Below are 26,447 nucleotides of genomic sequence, written 5' to 3'. Positions count from 1 at the left end.
ATGGTGGGAATAACTGCGTTGATGCTTGCGAACTGGCCTTCCTGGGCCATTTATGCCCTCGTCGGCGCTGCCTTTGGTGCTATAGGCGCAGGTCTCGGGGGCATGGTGCGGAGCCGATCAAAAAAGGCTGCCATGTTCTTCGTGGTTCTTGGTTTGGCTGTATCCCGACCGTTCACCGATCAGATCGTGATGCCAGTCGTCATTGATGCGAAGATCAACGAAGGTCTTCCGAAGAAACTAGATTCGGTCACAACGCTCAATCACATAAGCTTTTCCGATCGCCAATATGTGTATTCGTACGCGATTGAGACCGATTTGCCCTCGCTCGACTTTGCGGCTTTCAAAACCGAACAGTTGCCGAGTATGTGCCCATTCTGGCTTTCCAAGTTTAAGTCCGGTGAGGTTCTGTCCGCCGAATACCGCTACACGTTCAAAGCCGGCTCTGGCGGGTTCACCGTTAGCCCTGTCGACTGCCCTCAAGCATAGCATAGACACACTCTCCCCCTTTTCTGCCTGACAGGGTATGGCGCTTTGCCGTCTGTCAGTCCCTGACCAAGGGAACCCGAATAGACCGGGCGCATACTCAGTGCCTTTTCCAGAGCAAGCTCTGCCGTGCGATCCAAAGCACGTTCCTCGCTCCTATTTCTTTCGGCTAGGAGCAACTTAAAATTTACCCGCCGGGTCAAAGCGGAGGAGTTCTAAGCCGTGGTGCCGACAGGGGGATGCCCTACACCGTCAGGCCCTGGGCGCTATGGGTCACGCCTCCCAGGTATTTTTGATTCCTCATGAGCCTGGCACGAGGCAACCGCGATGGGATTGATCTGCCGGATTGATCGGCGGCGCGGGACAAGCCCTGAGAAAAACCGCTGCCATTGCACCTCCGAACACAAAATCTTGGCGGGAACCTCCGATCAGACCCAAGATGATGTGCTTTTCAGCACCTGACAGCATGTACAACCATTGCCGCGATATACCATTTCTGATATGCAATAGCTCTTCGAGTATACCTGTCAGCCCCGGTCGGATCATCCCGCCGGGGCTTTTTCTATGTCATGACGCTTTTATGAAAGCAATGCTTTCTTTTCTGTTGCGCTTGTCTGAAAGATATGCTTTCATACTCAGGCAAGCAACGGGACGAAGAAGCGCCAGCAGCCGATCTCCCGCCGAGACTGACCAGAACCGAGGAGGCCGCCATGTAGCGCGATTGCCCGGATCACATACGGGGGAACCGGGCCTAGAGCGCCTCCCTCGTGCCAACGCAGCAAGGGGATGAAACCATGTCTATCACCGCTATCCGCCCGAAGATTTTCCCAACTGAGAGCCCGGAGCTGAAAGAGCTTTTCGACAAGCGCAATCAGCTTACCGAGCAGCTTTCCTCAATCGACCGTTCGATCATGGCGGCGGCTCACAAGACTCCCGCATACTCTTTCATCAAAGGCATCTCGGGCGGCGGCAACATTCCTGTCGGTATCATCGAGCCGCAGGGCCACATCGCTTACGAGCTCAACGCCTACTCGCTCGACCAGCGCCTGGTGAAGAAGATCGACGCCGTCCCTTCGGCCTACAAGGCAACGGCTGCCGAAAAGATCGCACAACTTGGCGAGAAGACGATCAACTCGCTCCTCAACGGCAAAGCCCTGACATCGGCGGAGAAACGCAAGCTGGTGGTCGCCATGATCCCTGCCGGCATTCTTGACGACAAAGTCGAAGCAGATGCCGCGACGGACGACGATGACGGCCGTCCCTTCTGATCCCCTTCGGCATCCGCCCTTCACTGCGGCGGATATCGAATAGGATCACAGGAGACCGGCAATGTCCGCATTCACCGCAAAATTTCCATTCGACGAACTCGAGATCACCGTCAACGGCGTGTTCGACAAAGGCCTTCTGGCCTACGGCTATGCCGAGCTTGAAGATGCTGGCGATGGCGATTTCACCGTCCGGTCGATCCGTCTCGACAGCGGCGCCGTGCTCTCGAAGCCTCGCGTCCCCAACGGTCATGCCGTTCCGTTCGAGGGCGAACTGTTCAACCGGATCGCTGCCGCCATCGAAAACCCGAAGAGCATCGTCGGCAAGCAGGCTGAACTGTTCTGGTCGGACGCCATGGAAGGCTCTGACGAGCAGTATCCCGATTATCTCCGCGACCGCCGGCGCGACGACGCGCTGCACTTCGCCTGATCACCCCAATTCACGAAACCAAGGATCACGACCATGCCGGCACAGTCCAGCAGACAAAATCCGCAGATCGCCGTCGACGAGTTCAATGCCCGATATCCGGTCGGCGTCGCCGTCTCGGTGAAGCTCGACAACGGCGAAACCAAGGAAACCAAGACCCGCGACAAGGCTGGCGTCCTGGGCGGTCACTCCGCAGTGATCTGGCTTGACGGCATCACCGGCTGCTACCTGCTCGACCGGGTGACAGTGCGTCCGACGCCTGCCCTTAAGACCAGCATCAAGAACGGTCTTCCGCAGAAGCCCGGCTATTACTGGGCAAAGTGGCGTATCGCCTCGGACAGCACGAGCGAAGATCTTTCGGACGCCCTTCCATCGGACAATTGGGAGATTGTCGAGGTCATCGACAATGTCGCCGACTGGGAAAGCCAGACAGACGAGCAAAACCCCGAGCGCATGTATGTCAGCGTTTGCGGCGTTGCTGCGGCGCAGTGGAGAGATTGCTTCATCTGGGGTGAGTTCGTATCGGTCCTGAAGCCGAAGCTTCCGAAGACGGGAGCAGCGGCATGAGCAAGCAATTCACAATCGAAGACGACTTCGCCGCGATCCTCAAAGGTGACGAGGATCTTCCGAACGCTGCAGAGACCGATCCTCTGCGGTTCCTGAACAATCTCGCGTCGGGTGGCCATAGCCTCGTGCCCCATTGGGGATGGGCGAAGGTCAGCGGACGGAAGGCTTGGGCCCAGTTCTTCCTGACGCCAGCTGGCATGGGTGGCCGGCTCGATGGCGGCGGCTATGCGGTCGTGTATGGCGGCAACGGCGCGAAGGTCCTCAGCTTCGCCATCTGCAAGCACGAGAAGGTCGACGGTCCTACCGCCAACCATTCGCGCGGCTGGCATCCCGGCTCCTGCAAGCATTGCGGTCTCGATATGACCGTCGACAGCGGGGATTGAGCCATGACCCAGACCTCCTGCCACCTCCGCGGAACCGAATGCGACTGCCGGCCCGACGAATGCCGAGCTGCCCCGGTCAACACCATTCACATCCGCAAGGCCGAGTATCTCGATACCGAGACCACCAAGGCACTGCGGATCACCGGCTGGGCAGGCATTGCCCTCGCCGCCGCTCTCCTGGCCTTCGCGGCTGTCCCGCACAGCGTCGATGCAATCCACCGTCAGAATTTAGCCCTTCAGGAGCAAACCCATGGCTGATCAGGCAGTATCTACCGATCTCATCATCAAGCTGCCATCCGTCCCCAACGTGGCGACGTTCACCGATCCGGAAGAGTTCGAGAAGCTTTACTCCAAGATCCTCGACGCCGTGAAGGATCATGTGCCCGACACGTCGACGAAGGCCGGCCGCGATGCGATCGCCTCACTCGCCTACAAAGTTGCCCGGACCAAGACGACGCTGGACAACCAGGGCAAGGCGCTGACCGAGGAATGGCGCAGCAACACCACGAAGGTGAACGCCACCCGGAACGTGATCAAGGCCAAGCTTGAAACGCTGCAGACCGACGTCCGCAAGCCTCTGACCGACTGGGAAGTCGCTGAAGACAACCGGATCGATCGGCACAAGTTCAACCTGCAGACCATGATCGGCCATTCGAAGATCGGGATGGGGCGGACGTCTGCCGAGCTCCGCGATCTGCTGGCTGACATCGAGCAACACCCGAGCGGCCCGGAACACTGCGAGGAGTTCGCACCTCAGTTCTCGGTCGCCAAACAGGACGCGATCGACCACGTCAAGCGGATGCTGGCGGCCACCGAAAAGCAGGAAGCCGATGCTCGCGAGTTGGAAGAGCTTCGCGCCGCTAAGGTCGAGGCCGACCGGGTGAAGGCCGAGCAGGAAGCTGCCGAGCTCAAAAAGCAACAGCAGGTCGACTACGTCAAGCGGGTCATCCAGCACATCAGGAACTGCGGCCTCGGGATGATTGATGGCCAGGCTTATCCGTATCCAATCCTTTTCCACGAACTGGAGAAGAAGATCGTCATTGATGACACTTTCGGCGATCTGGCTGAAGAGGCTGAACACGCCCGTCAGGAAGCGCTTACTCGTCTTCGGGAAGCTCAGGAACGCGATCGCGAGCGGGCGGAGGCCAAGCGGAAGGAAGAGCTTGCAAAGGCCGCTACCGAGGCAGCCGACAAAGCCAAACGCGATGCTGCCGCAGCGGTAGCTGAGGCTGAACGCAAGGCCAAAGAGGCCGTCGAGCAATCTGCGCAGGAAATAGCCGCTGCCAAGCTGAAATCCGAACAGGAAGCCGAGGCAGAGCGCCAGCGCTTGGCCGACGAGAAGGCAAAGGCAGACGCTGAGCAGGCGCGCCGGGACCGCAGCCGGGCCCATAAGAAGGCCGTCAACACCAAGATCGTCGACGAGCTGACCGCCTGCTCGCAGATCTCGGTCGAGCAGGCTCAAAAGATCGTCATTCACCTGGCCAACGGCCTCGTCCCCAACGTCACCCTTCAATACTGAGGATCGGATCATGAACGCCCATGTCGACGAACCTGAGGTCGTGGAAGAAGCCGTTTCCAAGATCCACGAGGATGGAATTTGGTTTTCGCTTTCAGACGAAGAATACCACGCCGACCCGGCGCTCGGCTCGACCGGGCTGAAAAAGCTGGTCGATAGCGCGCCCGACTTCTGGTGGGGATCGTCTATGAACGAGTACCGCGAAGAGCAGAACGACGACACACCGGCTAAAATCTTCGGTCGGCAGCTGCACCAGTGCGTGCTTGAAGGCGTCGAGAAGTTCAAGACCCATCACTCGCCGACCTATTTTCCGGGCAACCGTAAGGAAGGCATCAAGGAGATCGCCGAGATCAAGGCGGCATCGAAGGTACCGGTCAAGTTCAAGGACTACGGCCGGATCCTCGCCGCCTCAGCTTTCATGAAGGCAAATTCGTTTCTGCGTAACGCCTTCGAGGGCGGCCAGCCGGAAGTCTCGGTTTTTTGGACGGTCGACGGCATCCGGTACAAGGCCCGTTTCGACTATCTCAAGATGAACGCGATCAGCGACTTGAAGTCGATCCGGTCCAAGACCGACAAGCCGTTCAAGATGCTCTGCATGGATGCGGTCGGCTCCTACGATTATCTGGTCTCTGCCGAGCATTACTCGGAAGGCCGTCGACAGATGCCGCGCCTGATCAAGCAGGGCGCCGTCTTCAACGCCCCTGAGACCGATGGCTTCATGTCCTGGTTGATCCAGGTGGCCGGAAACAAGAATTTCGCTTTCGTCTTCGTTTTCTGGAAGGCCGAAGGATCGCCCATCAGCAAGGGCTTTTCTCTTTCGCCGGATAACCCCTGCTTTGAGATTGCCCGCAAGCGGATCGAGCGCGCGGTCGCGAACTACAGAAAATACATGGAGGAGTTCGGGCCGGATACGGCGTGGGTTCTCGACGAACCACTCGAGGAGATCGATCCAACCGATCTCCCCGCCTTCTATCATCACCGAATTGCTCAGGGAGCATAGGCATGACCCAGGAACTCATCACCCAAGACGGCGAAGTCATCGAGAGCATGGGTATCACGTCCAGCGTTGCCGTCCAGCTGCAGAAGGCCGAGATCGACCAGCTAATCACTACGGCCCGAGCCTATCCCCGCTCGATGAGCCGCGTACAGGGCGCCATCATGAACATGGCCACGCTGGACGAAGAGAGCGCCGAGGAATGCATGTACGCGCTTCCTCGAGGCGGCAAGCCTATCAAGGGTCCGTCGATCCGGTTCGCAGAGATCCTGAAGCAGGCGTTCGGCAACTGCCGCGCCGGCGCCCGGGTGGTCGACGTCAACCGCGTCGAGATGTTCATTGAGGCCGAAGGCGTCTTCCACGATCTGGAAACTAACTCGTCGACCACGGCTCGGGTGCGCCGCCGGATCAGTGACAAGGGCGGCAAGCTGTTTAAGGACGATATGATCATCGTCACCGGCAACGCCGCCTGCTCGATCGCGATGCGCAACGCTATCCTTGCTGGCGTGCCCAAGCCGCTGTGGCGCAAGGCCTATGACGCTGTCCAGGCGACGATCACAGGCGATATCACCACGCTCTCGGAAAACCGTGGAAAAGCCCTGAAGGCGCTGGCCGCGTTCGGCGTGAAGCCCGAGCAGATCTTCACGTCTCTCGGTCGGGACGGCCTGGACGACATCTCGGTCGACGACATCGCCACGCTGCGCGGCATGTACTCTGCGCTGAAGAACGGCGAGGCCACCGTCGAGGAGATGTTCTTCGGCACGGTTCGAGCCGCTTCCACCCACGAGAAGCTCGCGGATCCCCTTTCCGACGCCCCGATCGAGAAGAAAGCCGATGCTCCGGCCGAAACCGATCAGGTCGAGTTTGAACAAGAATCCGGCTCTGCCCCCTCGGGGTCGGACACTGGCACTGACACGTCCCCCGGTCAGGCGCCAGCGGAGGCCGAAGTCACCACCCCCACGACTTCGGCCTCTCCCTCTATCCCGGAAGATATGCGGGTGCATTTCATTGAGTTCGCCAAGAAAGCGTTCCGGAATGCCGTCGACAAGGATCTGACGGCTGAGAAGCGGATCGAGTTCATCAAGGACATGGAGGCAAACTACCGCGACGCCGTGCCGGAGGAGCTTTGGAAGAAGCTGGCGACGATCTCGGTCTCTGCCCAGACGGTCGCTCACAACCCGAAGGAAGCCGGCAAGCGCCGGGAATTCGTTGCGAAGGATCTGCTTGAATGCAGCCCGAGCGAGATCGGAGGTTGAGATGGCTGAGGAAATCGCAGTACGCACCCACGCTTGGACGCAGAATGGACGAAAGGTCTATGTGACCAACGTCACCACCGAGGGATATTACGTCGTGCAGGGCATGAATGCCCAGATCTACGGCGATGAGATCTATGAAGAGACCGGCGACACGTGGGTCGAGGCCAGGCTCTACGGGCAGCCGCCGGTCGCTCTGATCGATGAGCAGATCACCAAGGCTCTCGCCTACCTGGAAGAGGTCAAGGCTAAGCATCGCGAGATGACCTCAGCCGTCTTGAACGTAGAAAAGGAAAACAAGGAACGGCTGTCCAAGCTGTCGAGGTTCAAGGGTCTGGAAAATCTGGAAGCCTTCATTGATGGCAAAGTTACTCATTGCGTCGTCGTTGAAAGCCATGCTGCCAAGGTCGAGACTGTCGCGCAGGCATTGACCTATTACGAAGATCGCGGATGGGGAAGGCCACAGGCGCCAAGCGGGCTCAAGCTCGTCACCCTTTTTGGGGATTCCAAAGGCGACCTGCAGTGGCGCGTGAATCAGTACCGCGACGATTCCGGGAGCAGCAGCGCTCAAATCATTCCCTGCATCAGCGAGGAACAGGCCCAGACCACCCGAGACGGCGTCCTGCTCCAGAAGCTGAGATCCTCGGTCGAGACGTACCGGAGAGACAATACTCGCGAACATCTGGTTCTTTATGTCCTTAAGAGTATGGAAGCCTCCGGGCTGGCCGTACCGGATGACTGCGAGGCCGATGTTGCAAAGGCAAAGCAGGCCGTCATCGACAGGCAGATGAAGGTCATCGAGGAGGAAAAGGCGAAGCTCGCCGCCAGGATCGCAGCGCTGGAGGTGTCCAATGGCTGAGAACTCCTCAATCTCCTGGACCACACATACTTGGAACCCTGTAATCGGATGTACCAAGGTCTCGCCTGCCTGCGACGGATGCTATGCCGAAGCGATGATGGCCAAGCGGTACCACCGCGTCGAGTGGGGAGCGCCAGGCCAAGGCGTAGGCACCCGGGTCCGGACGTCAAAATCTACATGGGATGCACCGCTGAAGTGGCAGCGCCAGGCGGAGAAGGACGGCACCCGCCCCTTCGTTTTCTGCGCATCGCTGGCCGACGTCTTCGACAACCAGTGGGAAGCCGACTGGCGTGGTGAGGCCTTTGCCGTCATGCGCAAGACGCCGAACCTCGTCTATCTGCTGTTGACCAAGCGCCCGCAGCTCATCGTCAAGCTGTCTGACGCCGCTGGCGGGCTGCCGGCCAACGCGGCGATCGGCACTACGGTCGAAGATCAGAAGCGCGCTGACATCAATCTCCCTGCCCTGCAGGTCGCCAAGATCGAACTCAAGCCGCTGTTTACATTCGGATCGTTCGAGCCGTTGCTCGGACCTGTCGTCATCCCGACCGCGCTTATGCCAGACTGGGTGATCACCGGCGGCGAGACCGATCAGGGTGGGCATCCGTCGCGGCCAACTCATCCGAAGTGGTTCCGCAGTCTGCGCGATCAGGCGCTCGCGGCCGGCGCGGCATTCCACCACAAGCAAAACGGCGAATGGATCCCGTGGATTCCGATGAACGGCAATCCAGACACCAAGCCGATTATGCACGTCATGGAAGACGGGAGCGCCTACTACCCGGGCAGTCCCGTCTCGCTCCAGTCGATGATTAAGATCGGCAAGAAGGCATCCGGACGGCAACTCGACGGAATCACCCACGATGAATTCCCGGAGGTGGCGAATGTCTGACTTCCCTCGCCTCTATCTCGACCTCGATGGCGTCATGGCAAACTTCGATGCCCACTTCCCGGCCATGTTCGGCGTGGATCATCGCGAGATGCTCGACGATGACATGTGGGCCCAGATCAACAGCCACCCGTCCTACTTCCGGGATATGCCGATCTTCGAGGGAGCCAAGGAGTTCTTCGACAAGATCGCGTGGATGGACCCGATCATCCTGACGGCCTGCCCGAAATCGAACTATGCGCATGCGGCCCGACAGAAGCGGGCGTGGGTTCGGGAGCACCTGTCCACCTCTTGCATCATCCTTCCGGTCATGGGTGGCCGGCATAAGCCGCTGTTCATGCATGCGCCGGGCGACGTGCTGATCGATGACTTCCCGAAAAACATTGAAGCTTGGCATGACGAGGGCGGTGAAGGGATTCTACACATGGGCAACTTCGGCGAGACGTTCGACGATCTCATGGATGTCCTGGATGACCGGGGGCTGCTGCCATGACCGAGATCAATCACACACCTCTCCCATGGAAGGCAGTGCAGGTCCTGCGCTTCACTATGCCTGGCGGCTTGATCTACACTTCAGTCGAGCCGGTCGAAGCCTCAGACGCCACGCATCGTCATCTGAAGATGGCGGATGGCACCTATCACGTCTGCCACCTGTCCCACACGGGGGATAACCGGGTCGCGGCTTTGCGCGGGGCGGACGCGGAGTTCATCGTCCGGGCCTGCAATGCTCACTACGATCTGCTCGCCGGCATCAAGCATCTTTCTGAAGTCTATGACGGCATATGGGCAAAGATGTCCGATGGCGAGATGGCCCTTGTCCGCGAGGCTTGGGCGACCGTGGAAGCGTCTGTCGCCAAGGCGGAGGGCCGATCCAATGGCTGACCGCCCGATTCTATTCTCGGCGCCGATGGTGCGCGCGCTGCTAGCCGGGACCAAGACGCAGACCCGCCGCACGCTGAACCCGCAGCCGCCACGAGGTGACCACTACGGCAAGGACATAATGGACTGGGGCCTGTCCGGCATCTACCAGGATGATGACAACGAGGGCACTAACAGATGGTGGCTCGACGTTCAGACTGATGTCGATGATAACAGCCACCGAGAGTTCAAAGTTTCCGCAGCTGTCGGTGAAAGGCTCTACGTTCGCGAACATTGGCGGACTGACCTGCTTCTCGACGCTCTGCCGCCAAGGTCAATATCGGCAGGCGGAACAAACATCCAGTACATTGCTGATGCATCTCTGCATGGCTCTGAAAAGACTTGGGTTGGTCCGGGAAAGCACCGTCAGGCCATGCATATGCCGCGCTGGGCATCTCGCCTCACACTGCTGGTGACCGACGTTCGCATCGAGCGGCTGCAGGATATCACCCGAGCCGATGCGCTGGCCGAGGGCATCAGCCAGTATGGGCGCTTCTATGGCCTGCCAGACACAGATTGGGATGACGCCGATCTGACGGCTGAGGGCGCTTACTTCCGCCTCTGGGACCGGATCAACGGCGCCGGCGCGGCGGATCTCAACCCGTTTGTGGTGGCGTACACCTTCGACGTTTTGAAGCAGAACATCGACCAGATCGGGAGGGCTGTTGCATGAGCGCTCAACTGGAGAAGAAGCCGATCACTGGGCTGAAATTCGGTGACATCGTCGAAAACGCCTATGCCAGTGACAGCAATCCCACGAAACGCGGCGTTTACATCCGCGACGGATATCGCCCACGAGGCCAGATCAATGCTGGAAAATTCTACGAATTCAGAAGCGAGAACGGGAAGTTCTGGCAGTTCATGGCATCAAGTGACGGCCTGACCAAGATCGGCTCCATTTTTGAACCATCCCGAGATCTCCCGCTCCGCAACGCGCTGAAACATGTCACCGATCATCTGGACGAGTGGTCCAAATATCACTCTCAGGAAATGACGTGCGACATAGCAGCGGCAATCCATAATGCCCGCGAGCTGCTCCGAGAAGGAGGTGCGGCATGAAGACGGCTCGCCCCCACCACATCACGTTCGGTCCGGATATTCCCCTCATCCGCGCCAAGGACTTCTCGGTCATGTCACTGACCAGAGAGCAATGGGAAGACGTCTGGAAGGTCGTCGGCCCATCGGTCGAGAAGAACATGCAGAAATGCGTGCCGCACTGGATGCTGATTGCCGCGGCATACCTCGAAGGTGTTCACCACGGCTCTGAACTGGCAAACGAAGGCAGCATCCTGAGCAAGTATCGGGAGGTGCGCCGTGCGTGAGGTGCCCGAATGGATCGGCCGTACCGATAATACAGCGCCCTCAGAGGGCTGCAAGCGCCGGATCCTCGACCGACAGGGCGAGTGCTGCGCGATCACCGGCGTCGCTCTCAGGGACGGTGTGAAGGTCCACTGGGATCATAAAGTCCCATTGTGGCTCGGAGGCGAGAACCGGGAGACGAACCTCCAGGCGATCACCGAAGCCGCCCACAAGGCCAAGACCGCCACCGAGGCCACAGTCCGCGCCAAGATCAATCGAAACAGGGCAAAGCGGCACGGGAACAAAAAGGGATCAGGACTGACCCACCCTACATTTAAACGCCTGATGGACGGCACTGTCGTTCGTCGTGACACAGGAGAAATCGTGAAATGACCGAGCAGCAATTCACACCACCATCCACCGTCTTCATGAAGTGGAAGCTCGCTGATGAAGGCCAGTTGCGGATCCAGAAGTGGTCGCAACTCCCGTTCGACGGCGCGATCTCCTATGCGATGTCCGCCGAAGATGCGACCGGCGCCACCCCCACGCCCGAAACAATAGTGGTTGGCATTGAAACGCACAACGACGAAGCTGGTTACGTCGAATTCATCAACTCAGATGTGCCCTACATTGTCCGCGATCTCCCATCGCCGGCAGCTATCCTGATCGACATGGAGACGCGCCAGTACATCGGCTATCGCGTTTACGAGCCGAAGAACTCACCCGTTCCAAGTTCGCTGCCCATCGTGAAGGCCATTTGCCAGCACTGCGAACGAACAACGGTTGTGCCGAAAGCTGTTCTCGAAGCGGCGCTGAAGGACTCACCCTCATCAATAGTGGTTGGCATTGAAACGCACAACGACGAAGCTGGTTACGTCGAATTCATCAACTCAGATGTGCCCTACATTGTCCGCGATCTCCCATCGCCGGCAGCTATCCTGATCGACATGGAGACGCGCCAGTACATCGGCTATCGCGTTTACGAGCCGAAGAACTCACCCGTTCCAAGTTCGCTGCCCATCGTGAAGGCCATTTGCCAGCACTGCGAACGAACAACGGTTGTGCCGAAAGCTGTTCTCGAAGCGGCGCTGAAGGACTCACCCTCATCAAATGTGGGGGGATTTGAGGATGGCAGAGAACGTGCGGCGAGAGCCGCCGAAGCATACGTTTCCCGCAAAGGCTACGAGCACAGCGGGGGCATTATCGAGGCAGCGTTTGAAAGCGGCGTTGAATGGTCTTTGGTCTCCTCAGACAATAAAATACTCGGGGCGGAAATGGTTCGCCTCAACGAATATCTGCGAGGTTGGCTTGAGAGCGGCGAAGATGCAACGATGATCAACCGCGACGAAGCGCAGACCATACTCAAGGTTCTTGGGTTCTGCGAAGACGAGGGTTGCGACCATCACGGCACTCCTCATGTTTGCATCCAAGCGACGGAGGGGAAGTAGATGGGCGAGGTTCATATAAAGCTGGTTGATGACCAGACGCCAGAGACCGTCGAGGATCTGATTTCTTATTTGAGAGAGATGATTTGTGTTGATGAGCAAGGCATGAGGCGCATGCCAAATTATGTTGATGACGAGGTATGCAACGCCGCTGCTGACCTAATCGAAAAGTTACTAGCAAACCCCACGCCCGCGACGAGGGAGGCCGGTAGCGAATGAATGCGCTCACCCCATACTGGCCGGCAGCGATGGACCAGAAGTCAGCCGCAGCATATTGCGGCGTCTGTGTCGAGACCTTCAAGAAGGTTTGCCCCGTGAAACCACTACAATTCACACAATCCACAAGGGGCGAAAGATATCTTCGCCAGAGGCTGGACGAATGGCTGGTATCCATTGACCCGAACAAGCAGAGTGAAACGAAGCGAAAGTTTGGGGACCGGCTCTATGGTGGTGATGGTGAAGCTCGAAGGGCTTAACATCATTCAATCTCGCGGGAAATGGTATGTCTACGTCCGTGAGACTAAGGAAAAGCTGCTTGGCGGATTTGTCGGAACACGCGATGAGCTCGAAAAGCGCATGGCCATGCCTGACTTCATGGCCAAATACAATGCTCCGCGGCTTCTCAATAAGAAACGCACGTACGACGAGGGGACGCTCGGAGCTCTTGTCTACTGGTTCGAGAATGATTGCTCGAAATATCAGACGCTCTCCGACGCCACCAAGGCCGATTACACCAAGGCATTCGCCTATCTGCGCCCTGAGTTCGACTATCGCGTCGGAGACATAACGCAGGCAGATATCTACGACATTCGCGACAAATGCGCGAAGGAGAAAAAGGGACGGTTCGCCGACAAGATGGTTTCGGCTCTCTCCTCGATGTTCAGCCAGGCGGTGAAGCGCCGAAAGATGGGAATGAACCCTGCGCTTGGACTGGACAAGGCGCATAGCGCCGATCCGAATGCCAACCGAGAGTGGCAGCAATGGGAGTGGGACTTTGTCCGGGATCACGCCCCACGATACCTGCTTACCCCCATGATGATTGCCCGCTATGCCGGCTATCGAGGCCAAACGATCGTCAAGCTCAGCTGGAGGGACATCGGCACCCATGCCGCTGGCTTCAATTGCTTCCGCAAGGTCACCAAAAAGAACCAAGAAAACGTGATGATCCCGATCGCGCCCGAGCTTCAGGTGCATCTCGATGGGCTCGATCGTGGGGAAGAGACCAATCTGGCGGCATTGATGATTTGCACACGCCAAGACGGAACGCCATGGGACGATGAAAAGCAGATGCAGACGGCTGTGAGCCACTATCTGCGGGACCAGGAAGCATTGGGGAAAATAGGTGCAGGAACGACGCTGCACGGGCTCAGAACGAGCTACGCGGCCGACCTCAGCCGCAACGGCGCCGACACTGGGGATGTGGCGGCCGCACTCGGGGACAAGTCCGAGAGAATGGGCGCGCATTACACGCGGCACGTCGAAAACGAGACGAAGGTGATCAGAGCTTTTGCCGGGAAAAGGCGGAAGGAAGCGGAACGTCAGTAGAACAGGTTTTGCAAAACACGAGGGATTTGCTGCAAAACATCTGCTTGACTGAATCACTCAAGTGCCTGAAAGGAAAGGCAGGCGGACGTGGCGAAACTGGTAGACGCAAGGGACTTAAAATCCCTCGGCCTTGGCTGTACGGGTTCGACCCCCGTCGTCCGCACCATATGATCTTTCAACGCATCTGTATTTCACGCGAAAAGCGCGACCTTACGGCCGCGCTTTCCAATCATTCACGAGTGAAAATTAGGCGAGCTTGGCAGCAATCTTTGCCACGTGGGCGCCCTGGAATCTTGCGCCTTCGAGTTCGATTTCAGACGGCATGCGCGAGCCGTCGCCGTTGGTGATCGTCGTTGCGCCGTAAGGCGAGCCGCCCTTGACTTCTTCGGTGCCGAGCTGGCCGGCGAAGCTGTAGGGAAGGCCGACGACAGCCATGCCGTGATGCAGGAACGTCGGCAGGAAGCCGAGAATGGTGGACTCCTGTCCGCCGTGCTGGCTGGCAGACGATGTGAAGGCCGAGCCGACCTTGCCGACCAGCTTGCCGCCAAACCACAGGCCGCCTGTCTGATCCCAGAAGTTGCGCATCTGCGAAGCGACGGTGCCGAAGCGGGTGCCGGCGCCAACGATGATAGCGTCGTATTCGGCAAGTTCATCCGCAGTGGCGATCGGTGCTGCCTGGTCCATCTTGTAGTGCGATGCCTTGGCGACTTCGTCTGACACCAGCTCCGGCACGCGCTTGACGACAACTTCGGCACCGGCCGACTTTGCGCCTTCGGCAACGGCGTAAGCCATCGCTTCGATGTGACCGTATGTGGAATGATATAGAACCAGGACCTTGGCCATTTTCTTCTCTTCCTTTGCTGGGAGTGTTGACGGCGCCGCAGACGGCGAACCGGAGAGAATGCGTTTGATGAATTCGAACAGCATATTTCGTGCCTCGCAGCATCCTTGTGCTGATGATCGACAGTTAGCCCAACGGCGGGCTCCGTTCCAGATAGGGTGCCAGATACGGACTGTTCATTTATATTGAACGATTTTCCTTTGCGTTCATTTTTTGCGATTGAATCCGGGTCTTCCCGACGGCGCGTTTTGCTGTAAGTTTCGCCGGAACCGTTGAGAGAAGGCAAAGACTGTTATGACAGACCAAATCATCACCGCCGCGATGCTCGCCATCGGCGACGAGCTTTTGTCCGGCCGGACAAAAGACAAGAATATCGGCCACCTCGCCGACATCCTGCTGCTCTCGGGCATCGACCTCAAGGAGGTTCGCATCGTCGCAGACGAGGAAGACGCGATCGTTGCGGCATTGAATGCGCTGCGCGGCACCTACGACTACGTTTTCACCTCCGGCGGCATCGGCCCGACCCACGACGACATCACCGCCGATGCTATTTCCAAGGCCTTTGGCGTTCCCTGCGAGCACGATGCCGAAGCCATGAAGCTGATGGCTGCCATGTACGAGCGCCGCGACATGCCGTTCACCGAGGCCCGCCAGCGCATGGCGCGCATGCCCGTCGGCGCAACCCATATCGCCAACCCGGTCTCGACCGCACCCGGCTTTACCATTGGCAACGTGCATGTGATGGCCGGCGTGCCGCAGGTGTTCCAGGCCATGCTGGACAATGTCATTCCGACCCTGCGCACGGGCACGCCGATGCTGTCGACGGCGGTTGCCTGTCCGTTCGGCGAGGGCGATATCGGCACACCGCTCGGCGCTATCCAGAAGGCTCATCCGGAAACGAGCATTGGCTCCTATCCGCGTTATCTCGGCCAGAGTTTCTCGACCGAGATCGTCGTGCGGGCGCGCACCGAGGCGGCGATGCAGGCTGCTGCCGAGGAAGTACGACAGATGATCGAGACCATCCGCAAGGCAAAGGTCGAGGAAAACCATTCGGCAGAGGCTTAGGGCGCGCTTCGTCCGGCGGCTTAAATCGCCACCTGACGGCGACGTCCATTCATGACCCAAGGAGATCTCATGGCCTTTAGAACCATCGTCACCATTCTGGACGTGCCGCAAAGTGCCGGCATCGCCTCCGATATTGCGTTCTCGCTGGCGGCTGGAAACAACAGCCATGTCATCGGCCTTCACGCCGAGATCGTTTCGCCGGTACCGATGGTGGCACCGATGGAGATCCCGGACCCGATCGCCGTACAGGCGCTGCAGGACATGGCCCGTAGCGAGGCATTGACTATCGAGCAGCTGTTTCATGCCAAGGCAACGGCCAGCGGCGGGTCGTTCGAATGGCGCAGCTTTGCCAGTTCGGCCGGCTATGATTCGCAGCCCATCATCGAAACGGCCCGCAGCGCCGACCTGATCATCGCGGTCCAGCCGGACCCGGCCCATCCTTCCGACGGACATGTCGACGTGGAAAGCTTCCTGTTCGAAAGCGGCCGCCCGGTGCTGATGGTACCCTATATCCTCAAGGCTCCGAACCCGATCAGGCGCGTGCTGATCGCCTGGAACGGCTCGAAGGAAGCAGCCCGCGCCACCTTCGATGCGATGCCCTTCCTGGAAGCTGCGGACTCTGTCGAGATCCTCTCAATCGATCCGGCCGACAACCGCAACAACGCGCCTGTAACCGGTGCCGATATTTCGGCAGCGCTTGTGCGGCGGGGGATAAAGGCGACGCTGACGACAACGGAAAGCGCTGACAAGTCTGCGTCGCAGATCATCGAGAAGCGGCTGGCGGATGACAGCATCGACCTGCTGGTGATGGGCGCATATACCCAATCGCGACTGTGGGAGATGCTGTTCGGCGGGACGACCAAGACCATGCTGAAATCGATGACGGCGCTGACCCTGCTGTCGCGCTGAGGCCGATACCGCCTGCTCTTGCGTTTTGGCGGCAAATCCCGCTAATAACGACGACCAAAAGCAGAAATCCCCTTCGGGACCTTTTTCGCGCAGTCGCTTTCGCTGCGCGAATTGCGTTTCGGGACCGGGCCTCGCCCGGCGGTGACGGAAACTCTGCCTGCGGTCGTCGGTGATCCCCGGCGCGTCGTCATCCCCGTGCCTGCCGGAGCCAAGATCCATGTCCCTCCCCGATAAAGCCTTTCCCGTTTCCTGGGACCAGTTTCACCGCGATGCAAGGGCGCTCGCCTGGCGGCTTGCCGGCCTCGACCGTGAGTTCCACGCCATCGTCTGCATTACGCGCGGCGGCCTCGTGCCGGCGGCCATCATTTCACGAGAACTCAACATCCGGTTGATCGAGACGGTCTGCATCGCGTCGTACCACGATTACGTCACCCAGGGTGAAATGGCCGTGCTGAAGGGCATCACGCCGGCGCTGCTGGAAAAAGGCGGCGAAGGCGTGCTTGTCGTCGATGACCTGACCGATACCGGCAAAACGGCCGCAGAGGTCCGCGCCATGCTGCCGAACGCGCATTTCGCATGTGTCTATGCCAAGCCCAAGGGCGTTCCGGTGATTGACACCTTCATCACCGAGGTCAGCCAGGATACCTGGATCTATTTTCCCTGGGACATGGGTTTCAGCTACCAGGAGCCGATCGCCAAGGGCACGCGCGGCTGATCTCGCAAGGCCGGCTCCCGCGCAACCGGCCACGTCGCGCCTCGTGCGTCGCCGTCTCGCAAGTCTGTGAACGGCTATCGACGTTCCCGAACCCGGACGTCGCCCGCGAATCAAGCCGCCGGAACGATTGCCCGGCGGCTGAATGTCCTGTGCCGCCCCGTCGCCTTCCCTTGCTCACGCGACCGATGATGGCGACACCTTCAAGCCTCGGCAATTGTTGGCATTTTGGGACGCGAATCGCTGCCACTTCTGGCCCTTGGCACGTTACCGAGTGACCTTTCTGCAACGAAGGAAATCTTGTCGTTTTTTCGGCCTATATGGCAGGCGGCGGAACCGCTTATCGATAGCCGGATAGCAAGGTCGCCGCGCAAGCGTCTGACTTTACGGGGCTTTCTCGTTTCCCCCAGTTTCCACAGGCTCACCCACAAGATATTGTGGTTAGCCGAACATTAAAAACCAGCCCTTGACGACCCGGCTCGTTTCAAACTTAATGAGACCACGTTACGGCGGTGACGGACCGGATATTGTAACGAGGCCGGTTCCTTTTCAAAAATCGAGTTTCAAATCGCGCTGGACGCCCATGACAGGCGTCTTCTCGAGGGCAGTTCCGATGATTGCGAAAAGCGCTGCTGTGCAACACACGGGACTGGATAAATTGTCTGTTTAATACTATATTTAGTGTTTGCAGCCACAATCTCCACAAGATACAGAAGCGCATCTCCGGATGACGACTCCTGTACGAGACGGGATGAACACTGGCGGCGCGATGAAACGCGATGCCGGAAGACCATATTCGCGCCCCCGTTCAAGGTTGGGCGCACCCCAAAAGAGGTAGACCCAGATGCGCATCGAAAGACGTTTCACCAAGCCCGGTCAGAGTGCTTACGCGGAGGTCGAATTCCGCAAGGCAATCAGCGAAATCAAGAATCCGGACGGGTCGATCGTCTTCCGCCTCGAGAACATCGATGTGCCTGCCCAGTTCAGCCAGGTCGCTGCCGATATCCTGGCACAGAAGTATTTCCGCAAGGCCGGCGTGCCCACTCGCCTGAAGAAGGTCGAGGAAAACGATGTTCCTTCCTTTCTCTGGCGCTCTGTTCCCGATGAGGCGGCCCTGAAGGCGCTGCCGAAGGACGAACAGACCGGTTCCGAAATCGACGCCCGCCAGGTCTTCGATCGCCTTGCCGGCACCTGGACTTACTGGGGCTGGAAGGGCGGCTATTTCTCGTCGGAAGACGATGCACTCGCCTTCCGCGACGAGCTCGCCTACATGCTCGCCACTCAGCGCGTCGCACCGAATTCGCCACAGTGGTTCAACACCGGCATGCACTGGGCCTATGGCATTGATGGCCCCGGCCAGGGTCACTATTACGTCGACCCCTTCACCGCCAAGCTCACCAAGTCGAAGTCGGCCTATGAGCATCCGCAGCCGCATGCCTGCTTCATCCAGTCGGTCGAGGACGATCTCGTCAACGAAGGCGGCATCATGGACCTCTGGGTTCGCGAAGCCCGTCTGTTCAAGTACGGCTCCGGCACCGGCTCCAACTTCTCCTATCTGCGCGGCGAAGGCGAAAAACTGTCGGGCGGCGGACGTTCGTCGGGCCTGATGTCGTTCCTCAAGATCGGTGACCGGGCTGCCGGCGCCATCAAGTCTGGCGGCACGACGCGCCGTGCGGCAAAGATGGTGGTGGTCGACATCGACCATCCCGATATCGAGGAATACATCAACTGGAAGGTCAAGGAAGAGCAGAAGGTCGCTGCCCTCGTCACCGGCTCGAAGGTCGTTGCCCGGCACCTGACGGCGATCATGAAGGCCTGCCTCGAAGGCGGCAAGGACGACCCGTTCGACCCGATGAAGAACGTCGCGTTGAAGCGCCAGATCCGCGCTGCCAAGCAGGACCAGGTGCCGGAAAACTATGTCCAGCGCGTCATCCAGTTTGCGCGCCAGGGCTATACCGACCTGAAGTTCAAGACCTACGACACAGACTGGGATTCTGAAGCCTATCTCACGGTTTCCGGCCAGAATTCCAACAACTCGGTTTCCATCAAGGACGACTTCCTGCGCGCCGTCGAACAGGATGGCGACTGGAACCTGACCGCCCGCAAGGACGGCCGCGTGATGAAGACGCTGAAGGCCCGCGACCTGTGGGAAACGATTTCCTACGCCGCATGGGCGTCTGCCGATCCGGGCCTGCATTTCAACACGACAATGAACGACTGGCACACCTCGCCGGCTGAAGGCCCGATCCGCGCCTCCAATCCGTGCTCGGAATACATGTTCCTCGACGACACCGCCTGCAACCTCGCCTCGCTGAACCTGCTGCAGTTCAAGGACGCCACCACCAAGCGCATCGACATCGCCGATTACGAACATGCCGTCCGCCTGTGGACCGTCGTGCTCGAAATCTCGGTCATGATGGCGCAGTTCCCGTCCCGCCAGATCGCCGAGCGCTCCTACCAGTACCGCACCATCGGCCTCGGCTACGCCAACATCGGCGGCCTGCTGATGTCGTCGGGCATTCCCTATGACAGCGACGACGCGCGTGCCATTGCCGGCTCGCTGACGGCTATCATGACCGGCGTCTCCTATGCCACCTCGGCGGAAATGGCTTCCGAGCTCGGGCCGTTCCCGATGTTCAAGCCGAACCGCGAATCGATGCTGCGCGTCATCCGCAACCATCGCCGCGCTGCCTATGGCGAGACAACGGGCTATGAAGGCCTGTCGATCAACCCGGTCGCCCTCATCCACTCCGAAAACCCTGATCAGGATCTGGTCGTCCATGCCAAGGCTGCCTGGGACAAGGCGCTGGCGCTCGGCGAACAGCACGGTTACCGCAATGCCCAGGCGACCGTCATCGCACCGACAGGCACCATCGGTCTGGTCATGGATTGCGACACGACCGGCATCGAGCCGGACTTTGCACTGGTGAAATTCAAGAAGCTCGCCGGTGGCGGCTACTTCAAAATCATCAACCGCGCCGTACCGGAAGCGCTGCGGGCGCTCGGCTATTCCGAGAGCCAGCTGGCCGAGATGGAAGCCTATGCCGTCGGCCATGGCAACCTGAACCAGGCACCGGCCGTCAACCCCGGTAGCTTGCGCGCCAAGGGCTTTACCGACGACAAGATCGAAGCCGTCAACGGCGCGCTGAAATCTGCGTTCGACATCAAGTTCGTGTTTAACCAGTGGACGCTGGGTGCCGACTTCATGCGCGACACGCTGGGCGTCACCGACGCGCAGATGGCCGACATGGGCTTCAATCTGCTCGACCACCTCGGCTACTCCAAGAAGGAGATCGAGGCTGCCAACATCCACATCTGCGGGGCGATGACGCTGGAAGGCGCGCCGTTCCTCAAGGACGAGCACCTGGCCGTGTTCGATTGCGCCAATGCCTGCGGCAAGATCGGCAAGCGCTACCTGTCGGTCGACAGCCACATCCGGATGATGGCGGCCGCACAACCCTTCATCTCGGGCGCCATCTCGAAGACCATCAACATGGCCAACGACGCGACCGTCGAGGATTGCAAGAACGCCTACATGCTGTCCTGGAAGCTCGGCCTGAAGGCCAACGCGCTCTATCGCGACGGCTCCAAGCTTTCGCAGCCGCTGAATGCATCGCTGATCGACGACGACGACAACGAGGATGCGCTGGAGGAACTGCTGCAGCAGCCGGCAGCGGCACAGGCCGTCACCATCACCGAGAAGATCATCGAACGGGTGATCGAGCGCGTCAGCCGCGAGCAGGAAAAGCTGCCCGGCCGCCGCAAGGGCTACACACAGAAGGCCAAGATCGGCGGTCATACGCTGTTCCTGCGCACCGGCGAATACGACGACGGCCGCCTTGGCGAAATCTTCCTCGACATGAACAAGGAAGGCTCGGCCCTGCGCGCGCTGATCAACAACTTCGCCATCTCGGTGTCGCTCGGCCTGCAATACGGCGTGCCGCTCGAGGAATATGTCGACGCCTTCACCTTCACCAAGTTCGAGCCGGCCGGCATCGTCCAGGGCAACGACGCCATCAAGAACGCCACGTCGATCCTCGACTATGTGTTCCGCGAACTCGCCGTCTCCTATCTCGGCCGTCATGACCTCGCCCATGTCGACACTTCGGACTTCAACAACACCTCGCTCGGTCGCGGTGTGTCGGAAGGCAAGGCGGATGTCGTCTCGAAGGGTTTGACGCGTGGTTACAAGCCGACGCTGGTCGGCAAGACCAACGAGCCGAAGGGGGCTGCCACCGCCGCCCCTGCCAAGGCATCGTCCGGCGGCGCCACGATCACGGCGTTCTCAGGCAGCGCGGTGCGCAAGCTCGAAACGATCGCCGCGATCTCGACATCAGAAGTCGTCTCCTTCAAGCGCGAATACGACGAACGCGCCAAGGAGCTGGCTGAAGAAATGGCGGAAGAAAACACTGCCTTGTTCTCGGACGAAGCAGCCGATGCAGCGGCAACGGCGAAGGCCGATGCCAAGAAGCTGGAAGCCGAACGCCGCACCCGCTCGATCATGCAGGGCTACACCGGTAGCATGTGCGGCGAATGCCAGAACTTCACCATGGTCCGCAATGGCACCTGCGAGAAGTGCGACACCTGCGGCGCGACTAGCGGTTGCTCTTGATTGGAGGAGTGGCTGGGCATCGTTTCCTAGGCTGTCAGTGATTATGTCGTACAGCCCGGAAACTGCGAGCTAAAACGTCCGGCGTTAATGAGGATTTCGGGTTGGCTAGAACCGCTGCGAGCGTGGGAAACGGTGGAGTTACAGATGACAATTGAACACCTTGCAGGTGCGTGGAAACTCCTAGGCGTGCAGTTACCTAATGGATGGAAGGTTGTAGAAACGGTCGGATGGGATCCTTTAACTGGTCTTGGTAGCGATGCATATAATGGCACCGGCGGCAATTTCTCTGTACCTTACATTGTTGAGAAAGATGGGCGGCGCGCTTTCTTGAAGGCCATAGACCTTACCTCCGCTATGCGATCGGTAGACGTTTTAGAGGAACTCCGGCAAATAACGTCTGCCCATAGTTTCGAAGCGCGGATTTTAAAAATCTGCGAGGGTGAAAGGATGGACCGCGTCGTGGTCGCGCTCGAAAGCGGGCAGGTTTCAATTGGCACCAACTTGCAAGACACCGCGCCTTACCTGATTTTCGAACTGGCAAACGGCGATGTAAGACGACGGGTCCAGAAAGTGAACGACGCACATCGCCTATCTTGGTGGCTCCATGCGATGCACCAAATTGCGGTAGGCGTCCAGCAACTTCACTCTCGGCGGATAGCGCATCAAGATTTGAAACCATCTAACGTGCTGGCGTTTGGCGATAAGCGAGACTTCCGAGTGGCAGACCTAGGCCGCGCGATCTGCGATGGCACGGCCGGTCCATACGATGAGCTTATTTTCTCGGGGGATTTTGGCTACGCTCCTCCTGAAATCCTCTACACACAGATCGACCCAGATTTTGCCATGCGACGCTTGGGATGCGATCTTTACCTACTGGGTAGCATGATATTTTTCTTCGCGACCGGCTTCGGTTGCACCCAGCAGCTCGTCTCGCGGTTGGCTCCTTCTGAGAAGCCGCAGACTATTCGCGGGACCTGGATGGGCAGCTATGTATCCGCACTTCCGATAATTCAGCATCACTTCACTGATCTTCTCGCTGAACTGCACAGCTCCCTTGATCCGTCAGTTGCTGAGGATCTTACAAAGGCCGCATCTGAGTTGTGCAATCCCGATCCTGTCTTCCGCGGCCATCCACTGAATAGGGTCGCGGCAAGCAATCGCTTTTCTCTTGAGCGTTATGTCGCTGTCTTTGACCGACTTGCAAAGCGCGCCGATGTGGCACAACGGATGGCCAGTTAAAGTGATCGATAATGACGACCAGTCAGATCGGCAAACTATACCTCGTTGGCTCTCCATCAAGCAATCTCGTCTACTCGGGGAACTTGGATCAGCGACACGAGAGTCCTCAACATTGCGTAGCAACCTTGTAAGGGATGCAACACACTTCCTTGATGCTGAGTTTATGAGGGCTGCTGACAGATGGATTGCGAGTAGCTCGCCAGAGGATGCAGAGGAGCTTATTGGCCTCGCGTTACTTTCCGATCGTCTTGACGATCCTAGAGCCGAGCGCGCGGCGGTGTCGTTGATCGAGCAAGATTTTTATGATGACGCTAGACTGAGTTTCGTGCGTCGCGTACTGGCTCGGGGCACCGGAGATGATAAGAATCTTCCATTTGAAGAGGCTCAGATTAGAGTAGAAATAGCTACGCGAAAACGACTACTTGAATTAAATCCACGTGATGCGTTACGATTAGCTGAATCTGCGCTGTTGTATGCAAGCATAGGGCAGGTTTCCCCTGCTCGATCTTTGCTTAAAAAGGCATTAATACTTCGTCCGGATGATCGCTACGTACTTCGTGCGTCTACTCGCTTCTTTATGCATATGGGTAAGCCTGACGAGGCTCAAAATATTCTTATGAAGTCACCCTTAACGCTCTCTGATCCGTGGCTTCGGTCAGCGCTCTTCGCCGTTCAGGCTGCATTTGGATGCGATCCAACAGGTTGGCGCAAGGCAAAATTTATCCTTGGAGATGCAAATTTCTCATCGAGGGATTTGTCCGAGCTAGCTGTCCAGATGGGAAGCATGGAATACGACGCCGGATCCCGAAAACAAGCTATTCGCATGCTTCGGCAAGGTTCTCTAAGCCCTACCGAAAACGCTATCGCGCAAATTGGATGGGTAGCTCGGCACAAGACCGATTTCAAAAATGCAGAAGTTACCGTAGATGTCTCACTTTCTCATGAGGCGTCGGCCTACATGGCATACGAGAACTCAGACTGGGAAAATGCAATATTTGAGTGTTCAGCTTGGCGGAAAGTCGAGCCGTTTAGCGTACGTCCAGCGATCTTAGCTACGTTCATCGGTTGCGTTTCCATGGAAGCGCTGGAAGGGGCCGCAATGATCGGTGCCTACGGACTACTTGCAAACCCCAAAAATAAGACCCTCCTCAATAACCAAGCTGCAGTTAAAGCACTGCAGGGCAAGTTCGATGATGCACGTCAACTCATTAGCAGGGCACATGCAGCGCAAGGCGATAGCGAAGACGAGATCATCCTATTAGCCACCGACGGCCTCATAGATTTCCGTGAAGGACACCACTCATCCGGAGTTGAAAGATATTTGGCAGCAATTGATAATGCAATCGACGCAAAAAACCACAGTCTAGCGTTTCGCGCTGTTTGCTATTTTACCAGAGAAATTGCGAGATTGGACAGTGAGCAAGGAGCTTCTCTGTTGTCAAAAATAGACGACACTATCAAACAAGCAACACAGCGAGGGCTGACTGTGCCCAAAGATATTGGCGTTATGCGGGAGCAGATAGCAATGAGTGTTAAGATCGCGAATCTGAAAACACTGGCTCTTGCTTCCGTCCAATCACTTAAGTGGGACGATTTTATTGGCGATGCGAATTAAACAGCGATGAAGACTGGTCGTTCGGCATGGGGCGGGCGCAGTTCGTGACGGGTGAGCTGGCCGGCTAGACCAGAGACGCCAGCCTCTGACCACGCAAACGATTGAACCTTCTTCGATCTGCTGCGTTCTTGGGGCATCAATCACTGAGGACCTACGCATGAAAAATCTTGTCATCATCGCCGCCACTGCCGCCGTTGCATTCGCCTCCGTTGCGGATGCTGCGCCAAGGCACAAGGGCACCGGCGTTGTCGCCACCCAGCCGAAGGAGCGGCTTGGCACGCTTTCCTGCACGGTCGCCGGTGGCGTCGGCATGATTCTCGGATCGAGCAAGGCTGTCAGCTGTGAATTCAAGCAGCGCAATGGCAAGGCCGAACACTATGTCGGCTCGATCGGCAAGCTCGGCATCGATATTGGCGTTACCGGCAAGGCGTACCTGAGCTGGCTCGTCTACAACGTCAACCCGACCCGCACCGGTGAAGGCGCACTGGCCGGCAACTATGTCGGCGCTTCCGCAGGCGCCTCGGTCGGCATCGGCCTCGGCGCGAACGCGCTGGTAGGCGGCTCTTCCAAGAACTTCGGCCTGCAGCCGCTTAGCGGCGAAACCAGTACCGGCCTGAATGTTGCAGCCGGCGTCGCCCAGCTCAAACTCCGTCTCGCCAAGTAATATCAACGCGCTGTCCGGAGCCGATGCACGGCTTCTAGCGGCTGGTTCACGAAGGCCTTCGCTTTTCGAGCGGGGGCCTTTTTCTTGGTAGTGGACACGAAACCCCTGCCTACCGTAAGGCGTATCGTCCCCCTAATCAGCCGAGGTGCACCGTGACGTCAGTTCTCATCCCGGACTTCATGCTATCCGGCGCCTCCGACGCCCCCTACACCATACTTCTCGCCCACGGTGCCGGCGGACCGATGGATTCGGGCTCGATGTCGGCGGCATCAGATGCGTTGGCTACAGCCGGCTTCAGGGTCGCCCGCTTCGAATTCGCCTACATGGCAGCCCGACGGATGTCAGGCGTGCGCAGGCCACCGCCGAAGGCAGAGATGCTGATGCAGGAATATCGCGCGGCGGCGACGGCACTCGGGGCTCAGGGTCCGCTGATCATCGGCGGGAAATCGATGGGTGGACGGGTCGCCAGTATGATCGCCGACGAACTCCATGACGACAAGGCGATCATCGGCCTCCTCTGCCTCGGCTACCCCTTCCACCCGCCGGGCAAGCCGGACAACCTGCGGACTGCTCATCTGCGGCAGTTGCGGACGCCGACGTTGATCTGCCAGGGGACGCGCGATCTTCTGGGCAGCCGCAACGAGGTTTTGCACTATGACCTGTCGGACAGCATCGAGTTGCTCTGGCTCGAAGACGGCGATCACGACCTGAAACCGCGCAAGACGATTTCCGGCCATTCCGCTGCAGAACATCTGGCGACGATGGCCAAGGCTGCGATGCAATGGGCGCAATCCGCAGCAAGCTTGCAATAGCGACCTCCGGCGCCCGTCGAATTCGCCCTGTCGGAACCAAGTGGCCGGATTAATATGGCCGGTGGCGATATCTTCCTGCGCACCCTGTTGCCGAACTCCACATCGGTGCCACTTTCCTCAGCAAAAACCCCATCGGTAGCG

29 protein-coding genes and 1 tRNA gene are annotated in these 26,447 nt (G+C 58.6%); 29 read left to right on the top strand and 1 reads right to left on the bottom strand.

Annotation, left to right across the window (positions count from 1 at the left end; translation table 11 throughout):
* The 21 genes from EQW76_RS00605 to EQW76_RS00500 all read left to right on the top strand — a co-directional run bounded on the left by EQW76_RS00605 (nt 1) and on the right by EQW76_RS00500 (nt 14,003).
* Nucleotides 1–486 carry a hypothetical protein gene (locus EQW76_RS00605; protein WP_142822336.1) on the top strand — a complete coding sequence of 162 codons (486 nt, stop codon included), beginning with the start codon at nt 1–3 and terminating at the stop codon, nt 484–486.
* 791 nt (nt 487–1,277) lie between these two features.
* The gene (locus EQW76_RS00600; protein WP_142822335.1) at nt 1,278–1,751 is read left to right on the top strand and encodes a hypothetical protein; all 474 of its coding nucleotides are present in this window, start codon (nt 1,278–1,280) and stop codon (nt 1,749–1,751) included.
* A gap of 61 nt (nt 1,752–1,812) precedes the next feature.
* A complete protein-coding gene (locus EQW76_RS00595) occupies nt 1,813–2,178 on the top strand; it encodes a hypothetical protein (protein WP_142822334.1) in 366 nt (121 codons plus the stop codon).
* 33 nt (nt 2,179–2,211) lie between these two features.
* Nucleotides 2,212–2,742 (top strand): hypothetical protein, encoded by a 531-nt coding sequence (locus tag EQW76_RS29270; protein ID WP_203452787.1) that lies wholly within the window; start codon nt 2,212–2,214, stop codon nt 2,740–2,742.
* Nucleotides 2,739–3,125 (top strand): hypothetical protein, encoded by a 387-nt coding sequence (locus tag EQW76_RS00585; RefSeq protein WP_142822333.1) that lies wholly within the window; start codon nt 2,739–2,741, stop codon nt 3,123–3,125. Before EQW76_RS29270 ends, EQW76_RS00585 begins: the two co-directional genes overlap by 4 nt.
* Nucleotides 3,126–3,128: 3 nt before the next feature.
* The gene (locus EQW76_RS00580) at nt 3,129–3,383 is read left to right on the top strand and encodes a hypothetical protein (protein ID WP_142822331.1); all 255 of its coding nucleotides are present in this window, start codon (nt 3,129–3,131) and stop codon (nt 3,381–3,383) included.
* Entirely contained in the window at nt 3,376–4,644 is a 1,269-nt protein-coding gene (locus EQW76_RS00575; protein WP_142822330.1) for a hypothetical protein, read from the top strand. Before EQW76_RS00580 ends, EQW76_RS00575 begins: the two co-directional genes overlap by 8 nt.
* Before the next feature lie 10 nt (nt 4,645–4,654).
* A complete protein-coding gene (locus EQW76_RS00570) occupies nt 4,655–5,641 on the top strand; it encodes a PD-(D/E)XK nuclease-like domain-containing protein (protein ID WP_142822328.1) in 987 nt (328 codons plus the stop codon).
* Nucleotides 5,642–5,643: 2 nt separating this feature from the next.
* The gene (locus EQW76_RS00565) at nt 5,644–6,891 is read left to right on the top strand and encodes a hypothetical protein (RefSeq protein WP_142822327.1); all 1,248 of its coding nucleotides are present in this window, start codon (nt 5,644–5,646) and stop codon (nt 6,889–6,891) included.
* A gap of 1 nt (nt 6,892) precedes the next feature.
* Entirely contained in the window at nt 6,893–7,747 is an 855-nt protein-coding gene (locus EQW76_RS00560; protein ID WP_142822325.1) for a hypothetical protein, read from the top strand.
* Nucleotides 7,740–8,633, top strand: a complete 894-nt coding sequence (locus tag EQW76_RS00555; protein WP_142822323.1) for a phage Gp37/Gp68 family protein — start codon at nt 7,740–7,742, stop codon at nt 8,631–8,633. Before EQW76_RS00560 ends, EQW76_RS00555 begins: the two co-directional genes overlap by 8 nt.
* Nucleotides 8,626–9,123 carry a hypothetical protein gene (locus EQW76_RS00550; RefSeq protein ID WP_203452786.1) on the top strand — a complete coding sequence of 166 codons (498 nt, stop codon included), beginning with the start codon at nt 8,626–8,628 and terminating at the stop codon, nt 9,121–9,123. Before EQW76_RS00555 ends, EQW76_RS00550 begins: the two co-directional genes overlap by 8 nt.
* Complete coding sequence (locus EQW76_RS00545) at nt 9,120–9,512, top strand: hypothetical protein (RefSeq protein WP_142822319.1); 393 nt, start codon at nt 9,120–9,122, stop codon at nt 9,510–9,512. Before EQW76_RS00550 ends, EQW76_RS00545 begins: the two co-directional genes overlap by 4 nt.
* Nucleotides 9,505–10,221 (top strand): hypothetical protein, encoded by a 717-nt coding sequence (locus EQW76_RS00540; RefSeq protein WP_142822317.1) that lies wholly within the window; start codon nt 9,505–9,507, stop codon nt 10,219–10,221. The genes EQW76_RS00545 and EQW76_RS00540 overlap by 8 nt, the downstream gene beginning before the upstream one ends.
* Nucleotides 10,218–10,607 carry a hypothetical protein gene (locus EQW76_RS00535; RefSeq protein ID WP_142822315.1) on the top strand — a complete coding sequence of 130 codons (390 nt, stop codon included), beginning with the start codon at nt 10,218–10,220 and terminating at the stop codon, nt 10,605–10,607. Before EQW76_RS00540 ends, EQW76_RS00535 begins: the two co-directional genes overlap by 4 nt.
* The gene (locus EQW76_RS00530) at nt 10,604–10,870 is read left to right on the top strand and encodes a hypothetical protein (RefSeq protein ID WP_142822314.1); all 267 of its coding nucleotides are present in this window, start codon (nt 10,604–10,606) and stop codon (nt 10,868–10,870) included. The genes EQW76_RS00535 and EQW76_RS00530 overlap by 4 nt, the downstream gene beginning before the upstream one ends.
* Nucleotides 10,863–11,240, top strand: coding sequence for an HNH endonuclease (locus tag EQW76_RS00525; RefSeq protein ID WP_142822313.1), 378 nt, complete (start codon nt 10,863–10,865; stop codon nt 11,238–11,240). The genes EQW76_RS00530 and EQW76_RS00525 overlap by 8 nt, the downstream gene beginning before the upstream one ends.
* On the top strand, nt 11,237–12,295 hold the full coding sequence (locus EQW76_RS00520) for a hypothetical protein (RefSeq protein WP_142822312.1): 1,059 nt from the start codon (nt 11,237–11,239) through the stop codon (nt 12,293–12,295). The genes EQW76_RS00525 and EQW76_RS00520 overlap by 4 nt, the downstream gene beginning before the upstream one ends.
* Nucleotides 12,296–12,511, top strand: a complete 216-nt coding sequence (locus tag EQW76_RS00515; RefSeq protein WP_142822311.1) for a hypothetical protein — start codon at nt 12,296–12,298, stop codon at nt 12,509–12,511.
* 225 nt (nt 12,512–12,736) lie between these two features.
* The gene (locus EQW76_RS00505) at nt 12,737–13,837 is read left to right on the top strand and encodes a tyrosine-type recombinase/integrase (protein WP_142822309.1); all 1,101 of its coding nucleotides are present in this window, start codon (nt 12,737–12,739) and stop codon (nt 13,835–13,837) included.
* Nucleotides 13,838–13,918: 81 nt separating this feature from the next.
* Nucleotides 13,919–14,003, top strand: a tRNA-Leu gene (locus EQW76_RS00500).
* An 80-nt stretch (nt 14,004–14,083) separates the two neighbouring features.
* On the opposite strand, the gene wrbA is transcribed toward EQW76_RS00500, so the two are convergent.
* Nucleotides 14,084–14,680 carry an NAD(P)H:quinone oxidoreductase type IV gene (gene wrbA / locus EQW76_RS00495; RefSeq protein WP_111220820.1) on the bottom strand — a complete coding sequence of 199 codons (597 nt, stop codon included), beginning with the start codon at nt 14,678–14,680 and terminating at the stop codon, nt 14,084–14,086.
* 292 nt (nt 14,681–14,972) lie between these two features.
* Between wrbA and EQW76_RS00490 the strand changes: the two genes are divergently transcribed.
* The 8 genes from EQW76_RS00490 (at nt 14,973) to EQW76_RS00455 (ending at nt 26,306) form a co-directional block, all read left to right on the top strand.
* Nucleotides 14,973–15,743 (top strand): competence/damage-inducible protein A, encoded by a 771-nt coding sequence (locus EQW76_RS00490; RefSeq protein ID WP_142822308.1) that lies wholly within the window; start codon nt 14,973–14,975, stop codon nt 15,741–15,743.
* Between the two features lie 69 nt (nt 15,744–15,812).
* Nucleotides 15,813–16,652 carry a universal stress protein gene (locus tag EQW76_RS00485; RefSeq protein ID WP_142822307.1) on the top strand — a complete coding sequence of 280 codons (840 nt, stop codon included), beginning with the start codon at nt 15,813–15,815 and terminating at the stop codon, nt 16,650–16,652.
* A 217-nt stretch (nt 16,653–16,869) separates the two neighbouring features.
* Nucleotides 16,870–17,367 carry a xanthine phosphoribosyltransferase gene (gene gpt / locus EQW76_RS00480; RefSeq protein ID WP_142822306.1) on the top strand — a complete coding sequence of 166 codons (498 nt, stop codon included), beginning with the start codon at nt 16,870–16,872 and terminating at the stop codon, nt 17,365–17,367.
* An 841-nt stretch (nt 17,368–18,208) separates the two neighbouring features.
* Nucleotides 18,209–21,976, top strand: a complete 3,768-nt coding sequence (locus EQW76_RS00475; RefSeq protein ID WP_142822305.1) for a vitamin B12-dependent ribonucleotide reductase — start codon at nt 18,209–18,211, stop codon at nt 21,974–21,976.
* A 144-nt stretch (nt 21,977–22,120) separates the two neighbouring features.
* Nucleotides 22,121–23,215, top strand: coding sequence for a protein kinase (locus EQW76_RS00470; protein ID WP_161990920.1), 1,095 nt, complete (start codon nt 22,121–22,123; stop codon nt 23,213–23,215).
* Nucleotides 23,216–23,327: 112 nt separating this feature from the next.
* Nucleotides 23,328–24,830, top strand: coding sequence for a hypothetical protein (locus EQW76_RS00465; RefSeq protein ID WP_142822303.1), 1,503 nt, complete (start codon nt 23,328–23,330; stop codon nt 24,828–24,830).
* A gap of 157 nt (nt 24,831–24,987) precedes the next feature.
* Nucleotides 24,988–25,494, top strand: coding sequence for a DUF992 domain-containing protein (locus EQW76_RS00460; protein ID WP_142822302.1), 507 nt, complete (start codon nt 24,988–24,990; stop codon nt 25,492–25,494).
* Nucleotides 25,495–25,673: 179 nt separating this feature from the next.
* A complete protein-coding gene (locus EQW76_RS00455; protein ID WP_142823569.1) occupies nt 25,674–26,306 on the top strand; it encodes an alpha/beta family hydrolase in 633 nt (210 codons plus the stop codon).
* The last annotated feature ends 141 nt before the right edge of the window (nt 26,307–26,447 follow it).

This window comes from Rhizobium sp. rho-13.1, assembly GCF_007000305.1.
Lineage (GTDB): Bacteria > Pseudomonadota > Alphaproteobacteria > Rhizobiales > Rhizobiaceae > Rhizobium > Rhizobium rhododendri.
The sequence above is the reverse complement of the archived record's forward strand: the minus strand, read 5'-3'. Positions and strand labels throughout refer to the sequence as shown.